Raw genomic sequence first — 18,218 nt, forward strand, 5'->3', positions numbered from 1 at the left:
CGATGCGCAGCATCGAACCCGGAATCTCGAGATTCCGGGTTCACGCTTCGCGTGCCCCGGAATGACGGCGCTGAAGTAATAGTCACCGCCATGCGCACCGATCTCTTCGATTTCGAACTGCCGCCCGAGAGCATCGCGCTTCGCCCCGCGAGCCCGCGCGATTCCGCGCGGATGCTGGTGGTGCATCCGGACAGCGTGCTGCGCGACGCCACGATTGCCGACCTGCCGCATTGGCTGGAGGCGGGTGATCAGATCGTCGTCAACGACACCAAGGTGATCGCGGCCCAGCTCAGGGGCCGCCGGATCGGGCGCGAGACCGAGCCGAAGATCGAGGCAACCCTGATCAAGCGGCTCGATGGCTCGCGCTGGCAGGCGCTGGTGAAGCCGGCGAAGAAGCTTGCACCGGGGGACACCATCCGCTTCGGCAATGAGGGCAAGGTCTGCCTGCTCGGCAATCTCGATGCGGAGGTCGAGGCCAAGGGGCACGAGGGTGAGGTGACACTGTCATTCTCGTTCCATGGTCCGGTGCTCGACCAGGCCATCGCCGATGTCGGCGCCACGCCGCTGCCGCCCTACATCGCCTCCAAGCGCACGCCTGACGACCAGGACGTCAGCGACTACCAGACCATGTTCGCCGCCAATGAAGGTGCGGTCGCAGCACCAACGGCGGGGCTGCATTTCACGCCGGCGCTGGAAGCCACGCTGAAGAGCCGCGGGGTCGCGCTGCATCGCCTGACGCTGCATGTCGGGGCCGGGACATTCCTGCCGGTCAAGGCGGATGAGACCTCCGAGCACAAGATGCATGCTGAATGGGGCTGCATCACCGCCGAGACCGCGTCTGCCCTGAATGCCGCACGCGCAAAGGGTGGCCGGATTGTCGCGATCGGCACCACATCGCTGCGGCTGCTGGAGAGTGCCGCAAATGCCGACGGCACCATCCAGCCGTTCGCGGCGGAAACCTCGATCTTCATCACGCCGGGCTATCGCTTCCGCGCGGTAGATATCCTGCTGACGAACTTCCATTTGCCGCGCTCGACGCTGTTCATGCTGGTCTCGGCCTTCTCCGGCCTGGAGACGATGCAGGCCGCCTATGCGCACGCGATCAGCGACGGCTACCGGTTCTATTCGTACGGCGATGCGTGTTTGCTATTTCGGGCGGGCGACTGAAGGTCACGCGCGAGGCTCAAGCTTCGCGCAGAGATAGCGCACCGTCTTCGCGCCGCCGTCGATCGTGGCCCGGCCGACTTCCTCGAAGCCAAGCGAGCTGTGGAATGCGTCCGACGTCGGGTTCGGAGGTTCGACGTTGACCTCGCAGACGACGCGGCCGAGGTCGCGCTGTGCAGCCTGCTGGAACACCTTGCGGTAGAGCATGCGCGCCAGCCCGTACCGCCGCCATGCTGCCCCAACGACGATTCGATCGACGTAAATGAACCGGTCCATCCGGTGGCGAAACCAGCCGAAATGCGTGCCGTCGTACTCGTCGGAATGCGCAAACGCCAACAGCAATGCGGCGGAGGGCGGCACGAACAGCGCGATCGATGCGGTATCGATCAATTGAGCGAAACGCTGCGCCGTCAACAGCGAAGTCTCCCGCGCGCTGGCGTTGTTCAGGTGCAGGAGGTCGTCGCGCTCAGAATGAGTGTGAAGATCTCTGATCTCGAACTGTTCGGATGAGGAATGCATATCGAGAAGGGGTCCATCGGCAACGCATCGAAGTGGGTTACGGGAGCTCGCCCGATGGTGTGACTTGAGCGAGTTTCGCCGGGCATGCCCGTCAGACGTCAACCTTGAACCCGAGGTCAATTTCGGACGCGGGCAAACCTCCGCGTAAACCCCAATTGTCGGATGGAACCTCGATCAGAACGGTCTTGATCTCATTGGCGGGCACCCCGAGGGCGGAGAGGTTCGCCACCACGGCACTGTAGAGCGCTTTCTTGGCCGCCAGCGATCGTCCGGAAAACAGCAAAATCTCGATCCGTGTGTAGCGCTCCGATCGGCCGGTGGGCACGATCCGGGCGGTGTCGTCATAGAGGTCGAGCACGACATCTCGGTCGTAGTCAGGGATTTTCAGCGCCGCGAGCAGGGCGTCCTGGACGGCTTCAATCACCTTGGTCTCGATGCCGCGGGCCCAGATGCCGGTCGTGATCCGAGTGCTTGGCACGATACGTCCTGTTCTTGTCTGTCGCCGAACGATGCGGCGGATCGCGGGGTGGGCTACGCTTTGCCCACCCTGCGCAGTTCATCACATCACGCCATTGCGCGTTCGGGCAATAACTCAGCGATCTGCACCGCGTTCAATGCGGCGCCCTTGAGCAGCTGATCGGCCGCGACGAACATCGAGATCGAGTGTCCGCTGGGATCGCTGAGATCCTTGCGGATGCGGCCGACCAGCACGTCGTCCTGGCCGGAAGCGTCGATCGGCATCGGGAAGTAGTTCTTCGCGCGATCGTCGACGATCTTGACGCCCGGCGCCTGTGCCATTATCGCGCGCACCTGGTCCTCGGTAATCGGCCTCTCGCATTCGAAGGTGATCGCCTCGCAATGCGCGCGCAGCACCGGCACCCGCACGCAGGTGACGCCGACCGCGATCTTGTCGTCCTCGAAGATCTTGTGGGTCTCTTTGATGACCTTGGTCTCTTCGTCGTTGTAGCCGGTCTCCGGATCGATCGCCGTGTTGTGGTTGAACAGGTTGAAGGCGTAGGGGTGCGGCATCACCTTCGGGGTGTAGACCTGTCCGTTGAGATTGGCGCGGGTGGATTCGACGAGCTCCTCCATCGCGGCTGCTCCCGCGCCGCTTGCAGCCTGGTAGGTCGAGATGATCACGCGCTTGATGCGGTTCTTCTGGTGGATCGGCCACAGCGGCACCAGCGCGGTGATGGCGGCGCAGTTCGGGTTGGCGATGATGCCCTTGTGGTCGCGGATGCGGTTGGCGTTGATCTCGGGGATCACCAGCGGCACGTTCGGATCCATCCGGAAGGCCGACGAATTGTCGACCACGACGGCGCCGGACTTCACGGCGACAGGCGCGAACTTCTTCGAGATGCCGCTGCCGGCCGAGAACAGCGCAATGTCGACGCCCTCGAAGGCGCGCTCGGTTAGCTCCTCGATCACGACCGGCTTGCCGCGGAAGCTGACGGTCTTGCCGGCCGAGCGGGCGCTCGCCAGCGCCTTCAGCTTGCCGACGCGAAAGCCGCGCTTGTCCATGGTGGCGATGAATTCGGCGCCGACTGCGCCGGTGACGCCGACAATCGCGACGACGGGATCGTTACTCACTTTGTCCTCCATTCGAATTTGAGCATGACGCAGGCAACAAAAAAGCCCCGGACCTTCATCAGGCGGGGCTTCGGGTAGAGATGGTGCTGTACGACCGACTACGCGCGCACGCCTCCCGAGGCCCCAGAGGGCTTGGTGGTTTTGGTCGTGCGTTTGGTCGCGGTGATCATGATGCGGACTTATGCGGCAGAGATCGGCGTCCGTCAACGGCTTTTGGGCGAAAACCTGGCAAGGGAGAACCGGGTATCGCCTGCGCCGCTCTCAGCGCCTGCGCGCGCCGGGCGGCTCGAGGATCACCTCTTTCAGATCGCTGCCCGTCAGCACCACGATGACGAAATTGAGCTTGCCGCGTTCGCGCATCAAGCCGCCGCTGATCGCCTTGCCCGAGGTGGTGTGCTCGGCGACGCGCACCGCATCGGCGAGCCGATGCCGGAGCGCCCTGAGCACGACAAGGTTGTCGCGGTCTTCAGCGCCGAGGGAGGCCAGCGGCGAAGGCGGCTCGCCGCCGATCACTTGGCCGGTCGAGGCGTCGATCGCATGCTGCCAGATCCGGTTCTGCTGCATGGTCTTGACCCGGTAGACCGCGGGGTCCGATGCGCCGTCGAAGCTGATGTCGGCGGTGATCGAGCCTGAGTGCAGCGCTTCCGCAATTGCCATCGCCTTGCGCAGCGAGATCTGGGCGGATTGGAAGCTGTCGAGCTCGCGGCGAACCGCATGCACGTCGAGCCCGCTGTCGCTGTCCTGCGGGGAGAGCGCGGCGGCAGCCGAGCTCGAGATCGCATGGGCCGGCGACGCGAAGGGCAGGGCCAGCAGCGCGGTTGCAAGCAGCCGCGTTCCCAATGCCAAATGCCTCAGTGCGTGCAATCGTCCTGTCCTCATCGTCGAACCTGTATCGAATATGTGCACGCGCATGACCCGCGTTCGCAGCGCGACGGGGCGGGTCGAGAAAGATGCGGCCGACCCTTGTTAGTCAGAGGTCGGCCGCCGAACGTTCAGGCGGAGCGATGGCGGCAGCTCCGTCGTGACGGTCGAAGTTACAAGGCGACGCAGAACCCTTTGGGGGGCGATCTGGGTTCGGCGTCTCTTTGCAACTAAACAATACGGTTTCGTTCTGTTTATTCAAGGTTCTTCACGGCAACGTGTAAGACGACGAAACGATCCCCTAAAAACGTCAGCGCGCCGGCCGGCGTCTCGCTTTGGCGGCGTCGCGCAGCCGGTCCCGCGGTCCCACGGCACCGGCAAGGAACAGCCGGATCGAGACTTCCATCCGCGTCACGGCGGCCTTCATGTCGATTACAATCCCGAATGTCGCCATCCGGTGGGTGTGGCCGACAACCATGTTGAGGAAGGTCTCGGCCGCGATCGTCGTGTCCTCGAGGTCGAGAGCGCCGTTGTCGACCAGATGGTCGAAGAAATCCGCCGTGGTCGACACCGCTTTCGACCAGCCTTCGTCGACGGCAAGCTTGGCGACCTCGGGGAAATTGATCGCCTGCGCGGTCAGGATCCGGCTGAAGGCGATCGAGTCGGCGCTGCAGTTCAGCACCAGCAGCTGGCGCCCGAGCTCGATCAGCCGTTCCTCGACCGAACCATCGCAGCTGCCGTCGGCCTGCGCTTCGGCCGCCGCGGCGGCGAGCGGAGCAAGCCAGCGGGCGATCTCGCGCCGGAGCACTGCGGTGAACAGGCCGCGTTTGTCGCCGTACTGTCCATAGACGGTCGGCTTGCTGACGCGGGCGGCCTCGGCCACGGCGTCGATCGATGTCGCATCGAAGCCGCGCTCGAGGAACAGGCGCGTGGCGACCTCGATCAGCCGCTGGTCGCGCTCGATCGCAGCATCCCGGGTCGGCCGGCCGCCGCGTGACTTGATCACGCCGCGCTTGGCCGCCTTGGCCTTGGTTGCCGTCAATCCCATTGCCCATTCATCTCGTTGTGCGTTCGGACGGGTCTGTCCGGTCTATAACCCGCGCGATGCGGATTCGTCCATTCGGCGGTACCGGGAGCTGGCCCGCTTTAGGGCGGCGTCGCGGTCCAGGCCTGCCCCGCGGCGGCCTTCTCGTAGCCGTGCTGGTAGAGCGCGCGCATATAGGCGGTGTCGAAGCCCTGGGTTTCCGGCGCCGGATAGTCGCGCTCGATGTAGGACAGATGGAAGCCGAGCCGATTGCGGCGGGCGAAATCATAGGTCGAGAGAATGACCGAACGCGTCTGCGCCTGGGTGATCGCGGAAATGCTGCGCGAGGCGACGTCGATCGTCGAGTTCGACACCAGCTCGAAATTGCCCTCGAGCTTCTTGTTGACGAGGATGTAGATGTTCATGTGGCCATTGGCGGGCCAGGCACGCTCGCGGAACAGCAATGCGTCCGGCAGCGTCAGGACCGGCGCGGTCACGCCGCCGTCGACATGCATCTCCTGGAAGCTGCGGCCCTGGCCGTCGGCGTCGATCATGATCGGCGGAAACACCAGCGGGATGCTGGCGGAGGCCGCCATCACGTCGCGAAACAGCTGGAGCGCCTCGGGCGTTCCGACGGCGGCGATCCGTCCCATGTCCCAGATCACCGTGCGCTGGGTGTCGAGATCGGTGGTGACGATCAGGAGCTTCCGGCCCTTGGCGTTTTCGCGCGCCACCTTGCTCAGGATGTCCTGGCCGACGTAACGCGCCACCAGCTCGCGCAGCCGCTTGTTGCCGAACAGGCCGGAGCCGAACAGCACCCGCATCAGGCTCGGGTCCTGCAGCAGGCTTTCGGCGATACCTGACGTGTAGACCTCCCTCAGCGTGTCGTCGTAGCGCGGGCCGAGGAATGCAAAGGGCGCGATCAGTCCGCCGGTGCTGACACCGGAGACGACCGAAAAGCTCGGGCGGTTGCCGGCCGCGGTCCAGCCGTTGAGGACACCGACGCCATAGGCGCCGTCGGCGCCGCCGCCGGAAAGGGCCAGATAGGTCTTGATCGGGGCAACGGTGTTCTTCTCGAGCCGGAATTTGGACGCCGGCTCGTCGGCGTAACGGCGCAGCCCGTCGAGATCGAGCACCCGCGAATTGGCGGCGTCGGCAGCCGTGTAAGGCATGCGCGGCAGCGAGCTGCAGGCCGCCAGCGCGAAGGCGAGCCCGCACAGCAGCACCGCTTGCCGGATTGCATGAGCGGGTGTCATCCGATGGCGGACGCCGTCAGGCCGGGCGCTGGAGGATGGGAACATCTCGGCCAGTCAGGTTTTCGCGCGGATTGCATTCACGGGCGGGAGGACCCGCTGCCATATTCTCGACATAAAACGATACGGTTTCGTTTTGTTTAGCGAATGGACCGTTCCGGGGCAAGCATCGGTCCGGCCGTTGGCGTTCACGAAGTCGCGCGAAGACCGTTACCCGACGGGTTGATCGGGCATCGGCGACACGCAATAAGCAGCCGCATGACTCTTCCCAATCATTTCGAGTTGCTGGCAACTGACGGCGCCGCCCGCACCGGGCGCCTCACCACGCCGCATGGCGTCGTCCGAACGCCCGCATTCATGCCGGTCGGTACCGCCGGGGCGATGAAGGGCATGCATTGGCGCGAGGTGCGCGATGCCGGCGCCGATATCGTGCTCGGCAATACCTATCACCTGATGCTGCGGCCGGGCGCGGAGCGGATCGCAGGGCTTGGAGGCCTGCAGCGCTTTACCGGCTGGGGCGGCCCGATGCTGACGGATTCCGGCGGCTTCCAGGTGATGTCGCTCTCCGAGCTGCGCAAGGTGACCGAGAAGGCCGTGACCTTCCGCTCGCATATCGACGGCGCCAAGGTCGAGCTGTCGCCGGAGCGCTCGATCGAGGTGCAGCGGCTGCTCGGCTCAGATATCGCGATGCAGATGGACGAGTGCGTGCGGCTGCCGGCCGAGCGCGCCGACATCGAGCGGGCGATGCAGCTGTCGCTGCGCTGGGCCGAACGCTCCAAACGTGCCTTCGAGAGCGCGCCGGACGGCTACATGCTGTTCGGCATCGTCCAGGGCGGCGACATCCCCGATCTGCGCCACGCCAGCGCGCGCGGGCTGACTGACATTGGCTTTCACGGCTACGCGATCGGCGGGCTGGCGGTCGGCGAGCCGCAGGCGGTGATGCTGTCGATGATCGAGGAGACCGCGCCGGCGCTGCCGTCCGATCGGCCGCGCTATCTGATGGGCGTCGGCACGCCCGAAGACATTCTGGAGGCGGTGGCGCGCGGCGTCGACATGTTCGACTGTGTGATGCCGACACGGAACGGGCGCCACGGCATGGCGTTCACCCGGTTCGGGCAGATCAATCTGCGCAACGCGCGGCACATCGACGATCCGCGTCCGCTCGATGAGGAGAGTTCGTGGCCCGCCGCGTGCAACACTTCGCGCGCCTATCTGCACCATCTGGTGCGTGCCGGCGAGACACTTGGGGCAATGCTGCTGTCCGAAATCAACGTCGCCTATTACCAGGAGCTGATGCAGGGCATCCGCGATGCGGTGGCAAACGGCACTTTCGAGGACTTCAAAACGAAAACGCGCGCCGGTTGGGCGCGCGGTGACATCGCTCCGAGGTGAGCTTAAGTGATCAGTTGCACACGATCGGTTTCACCGTGTGCTTGGTCACGAATCCGTAACCGCAATTGTCGCAGGTCCAGAGATAGCTGATCAAATTGTCGAACAGGTACGCGGACGCTTCCGCCGCTACCATGGAGTCAGCACACACAGGACAGGTCGGCAAATCGCTGCCGCGCGGATCGGGCCTGGACGCTACGGTCGACAGAACTTCAGCAAGTGCCGGCATGCGCGTCTCCCTTTACGTTCTGAGCTACACCTGACGAAAGTATATAGACGCACTTGTTTGACCTTGTCGCAACACAAATGCGTAGGTTTTACGTTATTTGCGCAGGTTCTAGTTTTTGCAATGCAACGAATCTGCACCTCGGCGGTTTCTCACTTGCGCGTCATGATGCGCTGCTTCTAATGAGAGAAGACCGCATATTTCCAGCATATCCCGCAACAGGAGCCGTTTGATGGACGCGCCGTCGACAACGAGTGCAGTGCAACCCGGACGCGGCCGCGTCTTTGACTCCATCGTTGATGCGATCGGCTCGACGCCGATCGTGCGGCTGCGCAGACTGCCGCAGGCCAGTGGCGTCAACGCGACGATCCTCGCCAAGCTGGAATACTTCAACCCGGCGGCCAGCGTGAAGGACCGCATCGGCGCGGCGATGATCGTGGCGATGGAGAAGGCCGGCATTATCAACGCCGACACCGTGCTGATCGAACCGACCTCGGGCAACACCGGGATTGCGCTTGCCTATGTCGCGGCGTCGCGCGGCTATCGGCTGAAGCTCGTGATGCCGGAATCGATGTCGATCGAGCGGCGGCGGATGCTCGCCTTCCTCGGCGCCGAGATCGTGCTGACGCCGGCGGCGCAGGGCATGAAGGGCTCGATCGCGACCGCGGAAGAACTCGTGCGCACGACCCCCAACGCGGTCATGCCGCAGCAGTTCAAGAACCTCGCCAATCCCGAAATCCATCGCCGCACCACGGCGGAGGAGATCTGGAACGACACCGGCGGCAACATCGACTATTTCGTCGCCGGCGTCGGCACCGGCGGTACCATCACCGGCGTCGGGCAGGTGCTGAAGCCGCGCAAGCCGTCCTTGCGCGTCGTCGCGGTGGAGCCGGAGGAGAGCCCGGTGCTGTCGGGCGGCCAGCATACGCCGCACAAGATTCAGGGCATCGGCGCGGGCTTCATCCCTGACATCCTCGACCGCTCGGTGATCGACGAGATCGTCAAGGTCAACAGCGCCACCGCGATCGAGACCGCGCGCGCGCTGGCGCGCAACGAAGGAATTCCCGGCGGCATCTCGTCAGGGGCGGCGATCGCGGCCGCCTTGCAGATCGGCAAGCGGCCGGAGGCTGCGGGCAAGACCATCCTGGCGATTGTGCCGTCATTCTCGGAGCGCTATCTCTCGACGGTGCTGTTTGAAGGAATCTAGGACATGGCCGACCAGCCGAGACGACCGCGAACCCTGAACGATGCCCGTAGCGAAGCCGAGGCGGCGTTCAAACGGGCCACGACCAAGGTCGCGGATGCGCTGCCGAAGACTGCGGCCGTCCCGGTCCCCGGCGTCCGGGAGCAGGTCACGCTGCGGATCGATCAGGACGTGCTGGCATATTTCCAGGAGGGCGGCCCTGGCTGGCAGGACCGCATCAACGCGGCGCTGCGCAAGGCCGCCGGGAAGTAACGTACTTTCGAAGCAACGAAGCCCGGGATGATCCCCGGGCTTTGTGGTCGAGCGGCAGCGGTGTAGCGCTGCACGGCGGTCATCTTGCACGCGCCGGCAGCTTTGCCCCGGGCTTCAGGTTCAGGAGGTTGCCGGCCAGAATCATGGCGGCGCCAAGCACCGTGTAGGCGTCGAGCTGCTCGGCATAAATCAGCCACCCGACGATCGCGGTGAGCGGCACCCGGACGAAATCCATCGGGATCACGACGGTCGCATCGGCATGGAGCAGGGCGCGCGCCATGCAGTAATGCGAGAAGGTGCCGCAGAATGCGATTACCGCAAGCCAGCCCCAGGTGGATAGCGGCGGCCAGGTCCAGACATAGAGCGCAGGCCCGATGCTGGCGAGCGACTGCACCACCAGCATCCAGAAGATGATCGTCAGCGCCTGCTCGGTTCGCGTCAGCGATTTGACCACGACGATCGAGACTCCGAAGCCCATGGCCGCGCCGAGCGCGATCAGCTGGCCCGGATTGATCGCACCGGTCGCCGGCCGCACGATCACGATGACGCCGACCAGACCAAGCACGATTGCGACGATCTTCCAGGATGTCATGCGTTCGCCGAGGAAGCCCGCCGCGAGGATCGCGGTCCAGATCGGCATCGTGAACTCGATCGCGACCACTTGGCCGATCGGGATCAGTGTCAGTGCATAGAACCAGCCAAGCTGCGCGCAGAAATGGATTAGGTTGCGCGCGATGTGGACGTGCACGCGTGCCGTCTTCACGATCGAAAAGCCGCCATTGATGTGGATCAACGGATACAGCATCACGAAGCCGAGCACGCCGCGCACGGCCATCAGCTGGAAGACGTTGACCTCGCGCGTCGCCTCGCGGCCTGCCACCGCCACGATCAGCATCAGCGCGAGCCAACCGGACATCCACAGTGCTGCGCGGGTCTTTGAGGGCGTGCGATCCATGACGGGAACGAGATGAGGAGGGATCCCGGTATCGGCGAGCCGCTATGAATTTGCAACGCGCAATTCTGCCGATGCGTGGTGCGCCAACCGCGTGATCTCTGCTAAGCAGGGCGGGACTAATCACATCAGGAGGATCTGCTCATGCGTGTCTTGCAACCGGCCGAGTGGTCGAAACCCCGCGGCTTCTCGCACGGTGTCGCGTTCGACGCGCCCGGCAAATGGATCGTGCTGGCAGGGCAGACGGGTGGCGACGAGAAGGGCGAGTACGCGCCCGAGATGGCTGCCCAGGTCGGCATGGCGCTGAAGCGCATCATCAAGCTGTTGAACGAAGCCGGCGCCGGTCCCGAGCACATCGTCCGCCTGACCTGGTACCTGACCAGCCGCAGCGAATACGAGGCCGCGGGCGCCGGTATCGGTGCGGCGTGGAAGGAGACGCTCGGGCGCAATTTCCCGCCGTCCACGCTGCTTTACATCGACGGGCTGGTCGATCAGCGCGCCAAGGTCGAAATCGAGGTCACGGCATTCATTCCCGCAGCATAGGACTTTCAGCGATGAACAAGAGCAACATGCGAAAGGCGCCTGAGCTCCTCACGGGGTTCGCGACTGGTTGGCCGGAGCAACAACCGGACATCATGGTGATCTCCATGACGACGGACAAAGGCGTGCACGACTTTGCGGTCACCAAGGATCAGGCGCTGTTGATCGCCCGCACCATCCAGCAGACCGCCGAGAATCTTGGCAAACCACGCACTGCGTAGCGAGCGCATGGCGAATGAAAAACGCCCCCGAGATTTGGGTCCCGGGGGCGTTGTTGTCTGAAGGCCGGTTACTTCGTCAGCGTGATGTTGGCGCCGCGGAACTGGCTGTCGGCCCGGATCGTGACGGACTGCTTGTTGCCGGCGGTGCGCATCGAGATGTCGGCGTTGAAGCCTGGCGCGCTGGCGACGACCTGGAAGTTGCCGCCGCCGCCGCGACCACGCAGATCGCCGCTGACATTGCGGCTGGACTCGCTCCAGGAGCCAGTGACCGCGCTACCCTCGGCCTCCACGTCGGCCGCCAGATTGAACTTGTAGGCGTCGCTGGCGCAGGTAAGGCTCATGGTCATCCTGGGCCCACCGACGTGGTAGGTCGCACGGCAGCGGATACGCTCGCTGGAACCGTCGTCGAGGGTGACCGAGCCGGCGCCGGACCAGGTGCCCGCCATGCCGGCGAACGGGCTAGACTGGGCATGGCCTGCGGTGCTTGCCAATGCGGTGACGAAAAACGCGGCGGCTGCAAATGCTGGCCGCCGCGCGATGGCGAAGAAATTCGATACGCTGGTGATCTTACTGACGGGACGCTTCCCATCGGCCGCTGCACGGTACGCCAGCTGATGCCCCATTCCACTTCCCCGATCCGGAGTTGCCACTGAGTTGTCCGTTCGCATATGCACCATTGATCGAGACTCGCACAAGTCCCCCGCTGCCGACGGTGCCGGAGATCGCCGCGCCCTGCGCCGAGATCTTTCCGTCGATGACATTCACCGTCGAACTGGACGACGGCTCGCAGCTGCCGGTCTTGGTGACGACAGTGACGCTCCAAAGGCCGTCATAGGGCTGCTGGGCGGAGGCGGGAGCAGCGGTGAGGGCGGCAGCCGAAGCGACCGAAGTGACCAAAATCAGGTCGCGAATGCGGATCGAACGCATGAATCAAATCCCTGTAATTTCGTGTGATGACGCGGCTTATCCTGTCACAATGTGTTCAAAATTTGCTGCGTCGCGGGAGCGTCGGATGTTCCTATGAACTCAAACACATCATGGTGAATTCGGTTCCGGATCAGGAACGGAGAATCTGGCTCACTCTTTCGAATCTTTGGTATTATGATACCGTAATTGCGGATTAGTGCTTATCGGGGCTAAGGTTAGGCGCCTTGGTCGCAAACTGCTCATCCTGGGGCTTGGCCGGCAGCGAGCCGTTCACCTTGCCGTAGTCGATGACCTCGCCGAGCAGACGCAGGCCGAGCGGCGCCAGCGCGCGCTCCCACAATTCGCGTGCCGTTTCGCCCTTCTTGACGAACACCCAGTCCTGGGCGGCGATCGCGCCGGCGTCCATGCGGTCGGCGAGGTGATAGATGCTGCCGCCGGCGATCGGATCGCCTTCCTTGATGGTCCATTCGACCGCTGCGATGCCGCGGTGCCGCGGCAGCAACGACGGGTGGTACCCGATGCCGCCAAGCTTGGCCACGGCAAGGGCTTCCTTGCTGACCCGGGCGTGGCTGTGGGCAGTCACGATCAGGTCGGTGCCCGGCGCGATCTCGGCGGCCGTCACCAGCTTGGGATCGGCCTGGACCACGACCTCGATGCCGGCCGCCCTGGCCGCTGCCGCCAGCCGGTCCTCGCCGTCATGGACGACCACCCTGACCAGCGTGACGTGGTGCTCGCGCAGCATGTTCAAGGTCGTCACGCCGAAATGGCGGGAACCGACAAGGGTGAGGCGCATGGGATCAATTCCGTGGGGGTTACGCGGGATTTGCTTGGGCTGCCGCTATGCGATAGCACACCGCGGTCGCCTGTTTCGTTGTCCTGCCCGTTATCAACAGGCCGGCCGGCTGGCAACCTCAGGCCGCCGGCTGCTTGCTCGCCAATACCTTGTCGATGCGCCGGCCGTCGAGATCGACGATCTCGAAGTCCCAGCCCTGCGCCGTGGTTTTCGCACCGGTGTCGGGGATCGCGCCGAACGCATGCAGCAGGAAGCCGGCGGCGGTCTGGTAGGGCCGCGGCGAGGGCAGCGCGATGCCGAGCAGTTCGCTGAACTCGAGTGCCGGCATCCAGCCCGAGATCAGATAGGAGCCGTCGTCGCGCCTGACATAGGCGGGCTCGGCTGGGCCTTCCTCGGTATGGAAAGCGCCGACGATGGCCTCGAGGATGTCCGCGCTGGTGACGACGCCCTGGAAGGTGCCGTATTCGTCGTGCACGAGGCCGATATGCACCGCGGAGTCGCGCAGGATCGCGACCACGTCGCGGGCGTCGACGGTCTCCGGAATGATCGGCGCATCGCGCGTCAGCGCGCGGATGTCCGGCGTCTGGCCGGCGAGATAGACGTCGAGCACGTCCTTGGCCTGCACGATGCCGAGCGCATGATCGCGGTTGCCGTCGAACACCACGCAGCGCGAGTGACTGCTCTTCTGCAGCGTCGCCAGGATCTCGGCCGCGGGCGCGGCGAGGTCGATCAGGCTGACCTCGTGGCGCGGCGTCATGACGGCGCCGACCGGCAGATCGCCAAGCCGCATCACGCCGGCGATCATCTCCTTTTCGCCGGGCTCCAGCACGCCGGCGTTCTCGGCTTCCACCACCAGCGTCTTGATCTCGTCCTCGCTGACGCGGTCCTGCGCATCCTCGCGATGGCCCAATAGCCACAGCAACGATTTGCCGGAGCGGTCGAGCAGCCACACCACCGGCAGCGACAATTTTGCCATCACCGTCATCGCCGGAGCCGCCCGCACCGCGATCGCCTCGGGATCGCGCAGCGCGATCTGCTTCGGCACAAGTTCGCCGACGATCAGCGAGGCATAGGTGATCGCGCCGACCACGATGCCGACACCGGCGGCGTCGGCGACGTTGGCCGGCACGCCGAACTCGAATAGCCATTGCGACAGGCGCTGGCCCAGCGTCGCGCCCGAGAACGCGCCCGACAGCACGCCGATCAGCGTGATGCCGATCTGCACGGTAGACAGGAACTTTCCGGGATCGGAGGCCAGCGCGAGCGCGCGGCGCGAACCGCTGACGCCTTTCTCGACCAGCGCCGCGAGGCGCGCCGGACGGGAGGAGACGATCGCGAGCTCCGACATCGACAACAGACCGTTGACGACGATCAAGACCGCCACGATCGCAAGTTCCAGATATAACACGGGAGTCCCTGAGGTTTAGCGGCATGGGCCGCTCTGCGACGCCCTATATAGGCATACCGGAGCGGTTTTGCTGTGCCTTGTCGGGCGTCCCTGCACAAGCAGAGGGTGCGTATGGCGCGCATGCGGCAGGAGATCGCGGCATTTTGGCGCGTTGGCAATTGTGACGCCTTCACCTGAACCGGAATCCGTTCTGCTGGAAAACGCGGCTAGGCGAGGATCCGAAGCTCAGGTCTGACGAATGTCTTGCCCGCTGCCGCCGGCTGACTCAGCATTTGCTTGGAAGCGGCTTGCAGCTGCACGCGCAGATCGGCGTGGCATTGCTTCATCTGGTTGCGCAGCTCGCGGCGGGAGAAGGCGGTGAGCGAGGGATCCGCGAGCTGCTGCCAAGCAGTGCGGAGCCATTCCTGCAGCTCGCGAATGTTCTGATCCAAAATCTTCTGATCCAGGACGCTGGGCTGGGTCATGCAGCCAAATCCCACGAAGTGATCAGTTGCAAAGTAACGCTGATTCGCGTCGCTTCACCTAGCGCTATGTTGCGCGGGCGCGTGGACGGCAGGGGAGATCAGCGTCAGCGCGCATTGCCGGGGCCGGTGCGCAGGAAATCCAGCGCGATCGGCAGCGCAAGGAACAGCGCGGCCACCATCGAGAAGTGGCGTGTCTGCGCGGCGGTCAGGCCGAGATCGTCTTGGGCGAGATAGGCGAGCATGATCGCAGTGTAGGCGGCGACGCAGATCGCGACGGCGATGCTCCCGAAATCGGTCTTGCTGTCGGGCTTGCAGTCCATGGCACCACCACTTCGTTGCGGGAGTGGTGTAGCGTGCCTCGCCTGCACCGACTATGAGCTGGATCACGCGCGCGAGCTCGCGGATTGGCTCCGCGCGTCGCGGCGATCAGTCAGGCCGGCTCGCGGCGCGAAGCCTAGCGAGGGAGCTTGCGTTCCGGCTGGCCTTCCTGCGGAAGCTTGACCGGGACGTGGGGCGATGTGCTCACCACACGCGGGCTTCCGTCGGAATGGGTCTGGCCGTTGAGCAATGTCTCGAGAACCAAAAAGAATTTTTCAGAAAGCATGGGCGTAGCCCTCGTCGTCTAATGTCCTTATGTCGCCGGGCGCGGCGGAAAATTCGATCAATTAAAAGCGAGTCGCGCCGCGATGGCGATGCTGCGGCGCGGGGTCTGCCCTGTGCAATCCGGGAGAATACCGGCGCCGAAGCCTTCAGCCTGCGCGCCAATGGTTGCCAAATTCCTAACGGCGGCTGGCGCAGCGGGCGATTGCGTCACACCGTTCCTTCAAAAATCGACGTTAACGATAGCGGCATGGATCGAGACCAGGACATCGATGAGGGATTTGGGTCGGCGCTGCGCCGCAGCTACGGCCGGTTCGCCTGGTGGATCGTACGGCTCAACCGCGTGCTCGAGCCGTCGCGCGCGGCAGAGCCGCCGCGCACCCAATTGCCGCCGCGCGCCGCCGTTCCGCCGCGCCGATCAATCCCGCCGCGTCCGGAATAGACCTTACCGGAATACCGCCGCCTCCTGTATCGGCCGTTCGGCCGGACTGCTATGCATGCGCCATCCGCGGACCTCCAAGGGTCCGCCGTTTTTGACGATGCGGCCGCGCGGCGGCGCAAGCGACGAGAAGGGACAGACACAATGATCGAGACGGTTGGCATCATCGGCGCCGGAACCATGGGCAACGGTATCGCGCAAATCTGCGCGGCGGCGGGCCTTGCCGTGACCATGGTGGATATCTCGGACGCGGCGGTGCAACGCGGCTTGAAGACGGTCGGGTCCAGTCTCGATCGCCTGGTGTCCAAGGAGAAGATGACGGCGGCCGATCGCGACGCGACGCTCGCGCGGATCATTGCGACCACCGACAAGGCCAAGCTTGCCGCCTGCGATCTCGTGATCGAAGCGGCCACCGAGAACGAGGAGCTGAAGGTCAAGATCCTGAAGGATCTCTGCGTAGGGCTGAAGCCGAGCGCGCTGGTCGCGACCAACACCTCGTCGATCTCGATCACCCGCCTTGCGGCCTCGACCGATCGTCCCGACCGCTTCATCGGGATGCACTTCTTCAATCCGGTGCCGGTGATGGCGCTGCTCGAACTGATCCGCGGCCTGCAGACCTCGGACGATACGGTCGCCAAGGCCGAGGCGTTCGCCAAGCGTGTCGGCAAGGTCGCGATCACCGCGAAGAACAGCCCGGGCTTTGCCGTGAACCGCATCCTGTGCCCGATGATCAACGAGGCGATCTTCGCGCTGCAGGAAGGCATTGCGACCGCGGAAGAGATCGATGCCGGCATGAAGCTCGGCTGCAACCATCCGATCGGCCCGCTCGCGCTTGCCGATTTGATCGGGCTCGACACCATGCTGTCGGTGATGGAGGTGTTCTACACCGGCTTCAACGATCCCAAGTACCGGCCGGCGCCGCTCTTGAAGGAGATGGTCGATGCCGGCCATCTCGGCCGCAAGTCCGGGCAGGGATTCTACAGCTACAGCAAGTGAAATCTGCGCGCGCCCGACCCCGTAGTCATCCGGGATGGATCGCGCGGACGAGCTCGCGTAACCACAACGCCTGATCCGCCACTGAGGCGGGGGACATCAGACACGAGGCCCGGGCTCCTAGGCACACCGGGCCTCGTGTTTTTTGTTGGGTGCCCCGCGCCTGTCCATGGCGCCATGGCTTCCCCCGCGCGGGTCACACCTTCTTGAGGCGGTGAGCGGAAACCTCGCAGATCTTCCCGGCGTACCTAGATCAGCTGCTGGGTGCCGATCGAGAAGGAAGCAGGCTCATGCGCAGGTCAAATTTGGCAATTCTGGCGTTCGCGGCGCTCGGGACGAGCTGGATTGTCGGTTCCGCACAGCCGGCGGCGGCCGATCCCTACGATTATCCCTGGTGCATCCAGGGCAGGGATGAGGGCTATCCCGGCTATTGCGGCTACCAGACCTACGAGCAGTGCCAGGCGTCGGCGTCGGGCCGCGATGCCTATTGCGGCATCAATCCGCGTGTCGCGTTCAGCCAGCAGCGGATAGCGCCGCGGGCAACCACCCGGTAAGCGCCGCGAGCGTATCGGCCGGGCGGCCATCAGGCATGATGGTTGCATTGCCGATGGTCGGAGAATTCCCCCTGCGTTGGAGAGGATATGGGCGAGATCATCAGGTTCATCTCGAAGTCTGAACGCGAGCGTGCGCGTCTGATTCGCGAGGCCCGAGCCAATTACGAGCGCATTTTTCCGTCGGCCGATTCGGCTGACGTGGAAGGCGCCGCGATCGAGGGTGACGGCGGCGAGGCGTCGTCGAAGCCGTAGCGCGGGGATTGCGCTCGAGAGGACGCGGCGATGGGGAAACGGAACTGGCGGCAGCTGTGGCAGACGTTTTGGCAGACCTGGACGATCGACAAGCCGGCCGCGCTCGGCGACTGGCTCGGGCTGGTCCTGGTGGTTGAGCTCGCTGCCTTGCTGGATCGGCTGACGTTACGGAAGCTGATCGCGCTGATCCCGGTCGTCATCGTGATCGGCGCCTATCTGCACCGGATTCCGCTTCCTCCCGAATTGATGCTGGTCGGTGATGTGCTGGCCTATATCGACGTCTTCTCGATGGTGTTCCTGATCGGCCTGTTCACGCGCGTGGCAACCGTCATGGCCGTCGTCAGACAGGCCATCGAGCTCGCTCAAAGCCTCGCGCGGCGCGTGCCGATGGCGCTACGCCGGTTTGACACGCGTCATCGTCGCGCCAGGGACAGTGCGCGCCGCAGGCGCCTCACCGGCGCGAGGGCCGACGATGATGAGCCCGCTGTCGTCCCGGGGCTGGCGTGGGCCTAGGTCGAGGCGATGCGGCAGTGAGGAACGCAATTGCGCCATCTATCGCGGCTGTCGGGCCCGTTCGTCGCTGTCGTCGGCCG

Annotated in this window: 25 protein-coding genes; 11 read left to right on the forward strand and 14 right to left on the reverse strand. The window is 64.6% G+C overall.

What is annotated here, in order from left to right:
- Nucleotides 1-90 precede the first annotated feature (90 nt).
- Nucleotides 91-1,167 (forward strand): tRNA preQ1(34) S-adenosylmethionine ribosyltransferase-isomerase QueA, encoded by a 1,077-nt coding sequence (gene queA / locus ACE103_RS20865; RefSeq protein ID WP_375780958.1) that lies wholly within the window; start codon nt 91-93, stop codon nt 1,165-1,167.
- A 3-nt stretch (nt 1,168-1,170) separates the two neighbouring features.
- On the opposite strand, the gene ACE103_RS20870 is transcribed toward queA, so the two are convergent.
- The 6 genes from ACE103_RS20870 to ACE103_RS20895 all read right to left on the reverse strand — a co-directional run bounded on the left by ACE103_RS20870 (nt 1,171) and on the right by ACE103_RS20895 (nt 6,414).
- Nucleotides 1,171-1,785, reverse strand: a complete 615-nt coding sequence (locus ACE103_RS20870; protein ID WP_375780959.1) for a GNAT family N-acetyltransferase — start codon at nt 1,783-1,785, stop codon at nt 1,171-1,173.
- The gene (locus ACE103_RS20875; RefSeq protein ID WP_375780960.1) at nt 1,775-2,107 is read right to left on the reverse strand and encodes a tautomerase family protein; all 333 of its coding nucleotides are present in this window, start codon (nt 2,105-2,107) and stop codon (nt 1,775-1,777) included. Before ACE103_RS20875 ends, ACE103_RS20870 begins: the two co-directional genes overlap by 11 nt.
- Before the next feature lie 140 nt (nt 2,108-2,247).
- The gene (locus tag ACE103_RS20880; protein WP_375780961.1) at nt 2,248-3,285 is read right to left on the reverse strand and encodes an aspartate-semialdehyde dehydrogenase; all 1,038 of its coding nucleotides are present in this window, start codon (nt 3,283-3,285) and stop codon (nt 2,248-2,250) included.
- 249 nt (nt 3,286-3,534) lie between these two features.
- On the reverse strand, nt 3,535-4,137 hold the full coding sequence (locus ACE103_RS20885) for a PepSY domain-containing protein (RefSeq protein ID WP_375780962.1): 603 nt from the start codon (nt 4,135-4,137) through the stop codon (nt 3,535-3,537).
- 307 nt (nt 4,138-4,444) lie between these two features.
- Complete coding sequence (locus ACE103_RS20890) at nt 4,445-5,182, reverse strand: TetR/AcrR family transcriptional regulator (RefSeq protein WP_375780963.1); 738 nt, start codon at nt 5,180-5,182, stop codon at nt 4,445-4,447.
- A 98-nt stretch (nt 5,183-5,280) separates the two neighbouring features.
- Nucleotides 5,281-6,414: a patatin-like phospholipase family protein gene (locus ACE103_RS20895; protein ID WP_375780964.1), complete on the reverse strand. Its 1,134-nt coding sequence runs from the start codon at nt 6,412-6,414 to the stop codon at nt 5,281-5,283.
- Between the two features lie 255 nt (nt 6,415-6,669).
- Between ACE103_RS20895 and tgt the strand changes: the two genes are divergently transcribed.
- Entirely contained in the window at nt 6,670-7,803 is a 1,134-nt protein-coding gene (gene tgt / locus ACE103_RS20900; protein WP_375780965.1) for a tRNA guanosine(34) transglycosylase Tgt, read from the forward strand.
- Between the two features lie 10 nt (nt 7,804-7,813).
- On the opposite strand, the gene ACE103_RS20905 is transcribed toward tgt, so the two are convergent.
- Nucleotides 7,814-8,029 carry a hypothetical protein gene (locus ACE103_RS20905; protein WP_223975179.1) on the reverse strand — a complete coding sequence of 72 codons (216 nt, stop codon included), beginning with the start codon at nt 8,027-8,029 and terminating at the stop codon, nt 7,814-7,816.
- Nucleotides 8,030-8,258: 229 nt separating this feature from the next.
- Between ACE103_RS20905 and cysK the strand changes: the two genes are divergently transcribed.
- Together cysK and ACE103_RS20915 are read left to right on the forward strand one after the other, a co-directional pair.
- Nucleotides 8,259-9,233, forward strand: coding sequence for a cysteine synthase A (cysK, locus tag ACE103_RS20910; RefSeq protein WP_375780966.1), 975 nt, complete (start codon nt 8,259-8,261; stop codon nt 9,231-9,233).
- A gap of 3 nt (nt 9,234-9,236) precedes the next feature.
- Entirely contained in the window at nt 9,237-9,482 is a 246-nt protein-coding gene (locus tag ACE103_RS20915; protein ID WP_092114100.1) for a BrnA antitoxin family protein, read from the forward strand.
- Nucleotides 9,483-9,561: 79 nt separating this feature from the next.
- Here the strand turns inward: ACE103_RS20915 and ACE103_RS20920 are convergent, their stop codons facing one another.
- On the reverse strand, nt 9,562-10,437 hold the full coding sequence (locus tag ACE103_RS20920) for a DMT family transporter (RefSeq protein ID WP_223975175.1): 876 nt from the start codon (nt 10,435-10,437) through the stop codon (nt 9,562-9,564).
- 141 nt (nt 10,438-10,578) lie between these two features.
- On the opposite strand from ACE103_RS20920, the gene ACE103_RS20925 reads away from it, so the two are divergent.
- Nucleotides 10,579-10,977, forward strand: a complete 399-nt coding sequence (locus ACE103_RS20925) for a RidA family protein (RefSeq protein WP_223975173.1) — start codon at nt 10,579-10,581, stop codon at nt 10,975-10,977.
- An 11-nt stretch (nt 10,978-10,988) separates the two neighbouring features.
- Complete coding sequence (locus ACE103_RS20930; RefSeq protein ID WP_223975171.1) at nt 10,989-11,195, forward strand: hypothetical protein; 207 nt, start codon at nt 10,989-10,991, stop codon at nt 11,193-11,195.
- A 68-nt stretch (nt 11,196-11,263) separates the two neighbouring features.
- On the opposite strand, the gene ACE103_RS20935 is transcribed toward ACE103_RS20930, so the two are convergent.
- From ACE103_RS20935 to ACE103_RS20960, 6 genes are all read right to left on the reverse strand, one after another.
- Entirely contained in the window at nt 11,264-11,818 is a 555-nt protein-coding gene (locus tag ACE103_RS20935) for a hypothetical protein (protein ID WP_223975169.1), read from the reverse strand.
- On the reverse strand, nt 11,763-12,122 hold the full coding sequence (locus ACE103_RS20940; protein WP_223975167.1) for a hypothetical protein: 360 nt from the start codon (nt 12,120-12,122) through the stop codon (nt 11,763-11,765). The genes ACE103_RS20935 and ACE103_RS20940 overlap by 56 nt, the downstream gene beginning before the upstream one ends.
- Nucleotides 12,123-12,315: 193 nt before the next feature.
- Nucleotides 12,316-12,915 (reverse strand): formyltransferase family protein, encoded by a 600-nt coding sequence (locus tag ACE103_RS20945; protein ID WP_375780967.1) that lies wholly within the window; start codon nt 12,913-12,915, stop codon nt 12,316-12,318.
- A gap of 118 nt (nt 12,916-13,033) precedes the next feature.
- Nucleotides 13,034-14,323 (reverse strand): hemolysin family protein, encoded by a 1,290-nt coding sequence (locus ACE103_RS20950; RefSeq protein WP_375780968.1) that lies wholly within the window; start codon nt 14,321-14,323, stop codon nt 13,034-13,036.
- 206 nt (nt 14,324-14,529) lie between these two features.
- The gene (locus ACE103_RS20955; protein ID WP_375780969.1) at nt 14,530-14,787 is read right to left on the reverse strand and encodes a hypothetical protein; all 258 of its coding nucleotides are present in this window, start codon (nt 14,785-14,787) and stop codon (nt 14,530-14,532) included.
- Between the two features lie 104 nt (nt 14,788-14,891).
- Nucleotides 14,892-15,107, reverse strand: coding sequence for a hypothetical protein (locus ACE103_RS20960; protein WP_375780970.1), 216 nt, complete (start codon nt 15,105-15,107; stop codon nt 14,892-14,894).
- 227 nt (nt 15,108-15,334) lie between these two features.
- On the opposite strand from ACE103_RS20960, the gene ACE103_RS20965 reads away from it, so the two are divergent.
- From ACE103_RS20965 to ACE103_RS20985, 5 genes are all read left to right on the forward strand, one after another.
- Entirely contained in the window at nt 15,335-15,829 is a 495-nt protein-coding gene (locus ACE103_RS20965; protein WP_375780971.1) for a hypothetical protein, read from the forward strand.
- 141 nt (nt 15,830-15,970) lie between these two features.
- Nucleotides 15,971-16,822 carry a 3-hydroxybutyryl-CoA dehydrogenase gene (locus tag ACE103_RS20970; RefSeq protein ID WP_375780972.1) on the forward strand — a complete coding sequence of 284 codons (852 nt, stop codon included), beginning with the start codon at nt 15,971-15,973 and terminating at the stop codon, nt 16,820-16,822.
- A 287-nt stretch (nt 16,823-17,109) separates the two neighbouring features.
- Nucleotides 17,110-17,373, forward strand: coding sequence for a DUF3551 domain-containing protein (locus tag ACE103_RS20975; protein WP_223975155.1), 264 nt, complete (start codon nt 17,110-17,112; stop codon nt 17,371-17,373).
- An 87-nt stretch (nt 17,374-17,460) separates the two neighbouring features.
- Complete coding sequence (locus tag ACE103_RS20980) at nt 17,461-17,625, forward strand: hypothetical protein (RefSeq protein WP_375780973.1); 165 nt, start codon at nt 17,461-17,463, stop codon at nt 17,623-17,625.
- A 30-nt stretch (nt 17,626-17,655) separates the two neighbouring features.
- Nucleotides 17,656-18,138 (forward strand): hypothetical protein, encoded by a 483-nt coding sequence (locus ACE103_RS20985; protein WP_375780974.1) that lies wholly within the window; start codon nt 17,656-17,658, stop codon nt 18,136-18,138.
- The last annotated feature ends 80 nt before the right edge of the window (nt 18,139-18,218 follow it).

Origin of the sequence: Bradyrhizobium sp. ma5, assembly GCF_042258955.1 — a bacterium.
GTDB lineage: Bacteria > Pseudomonadota > Alphaproteobacteria > Rhizobiales > Xanthobacteraceae > Bradyrhizobium.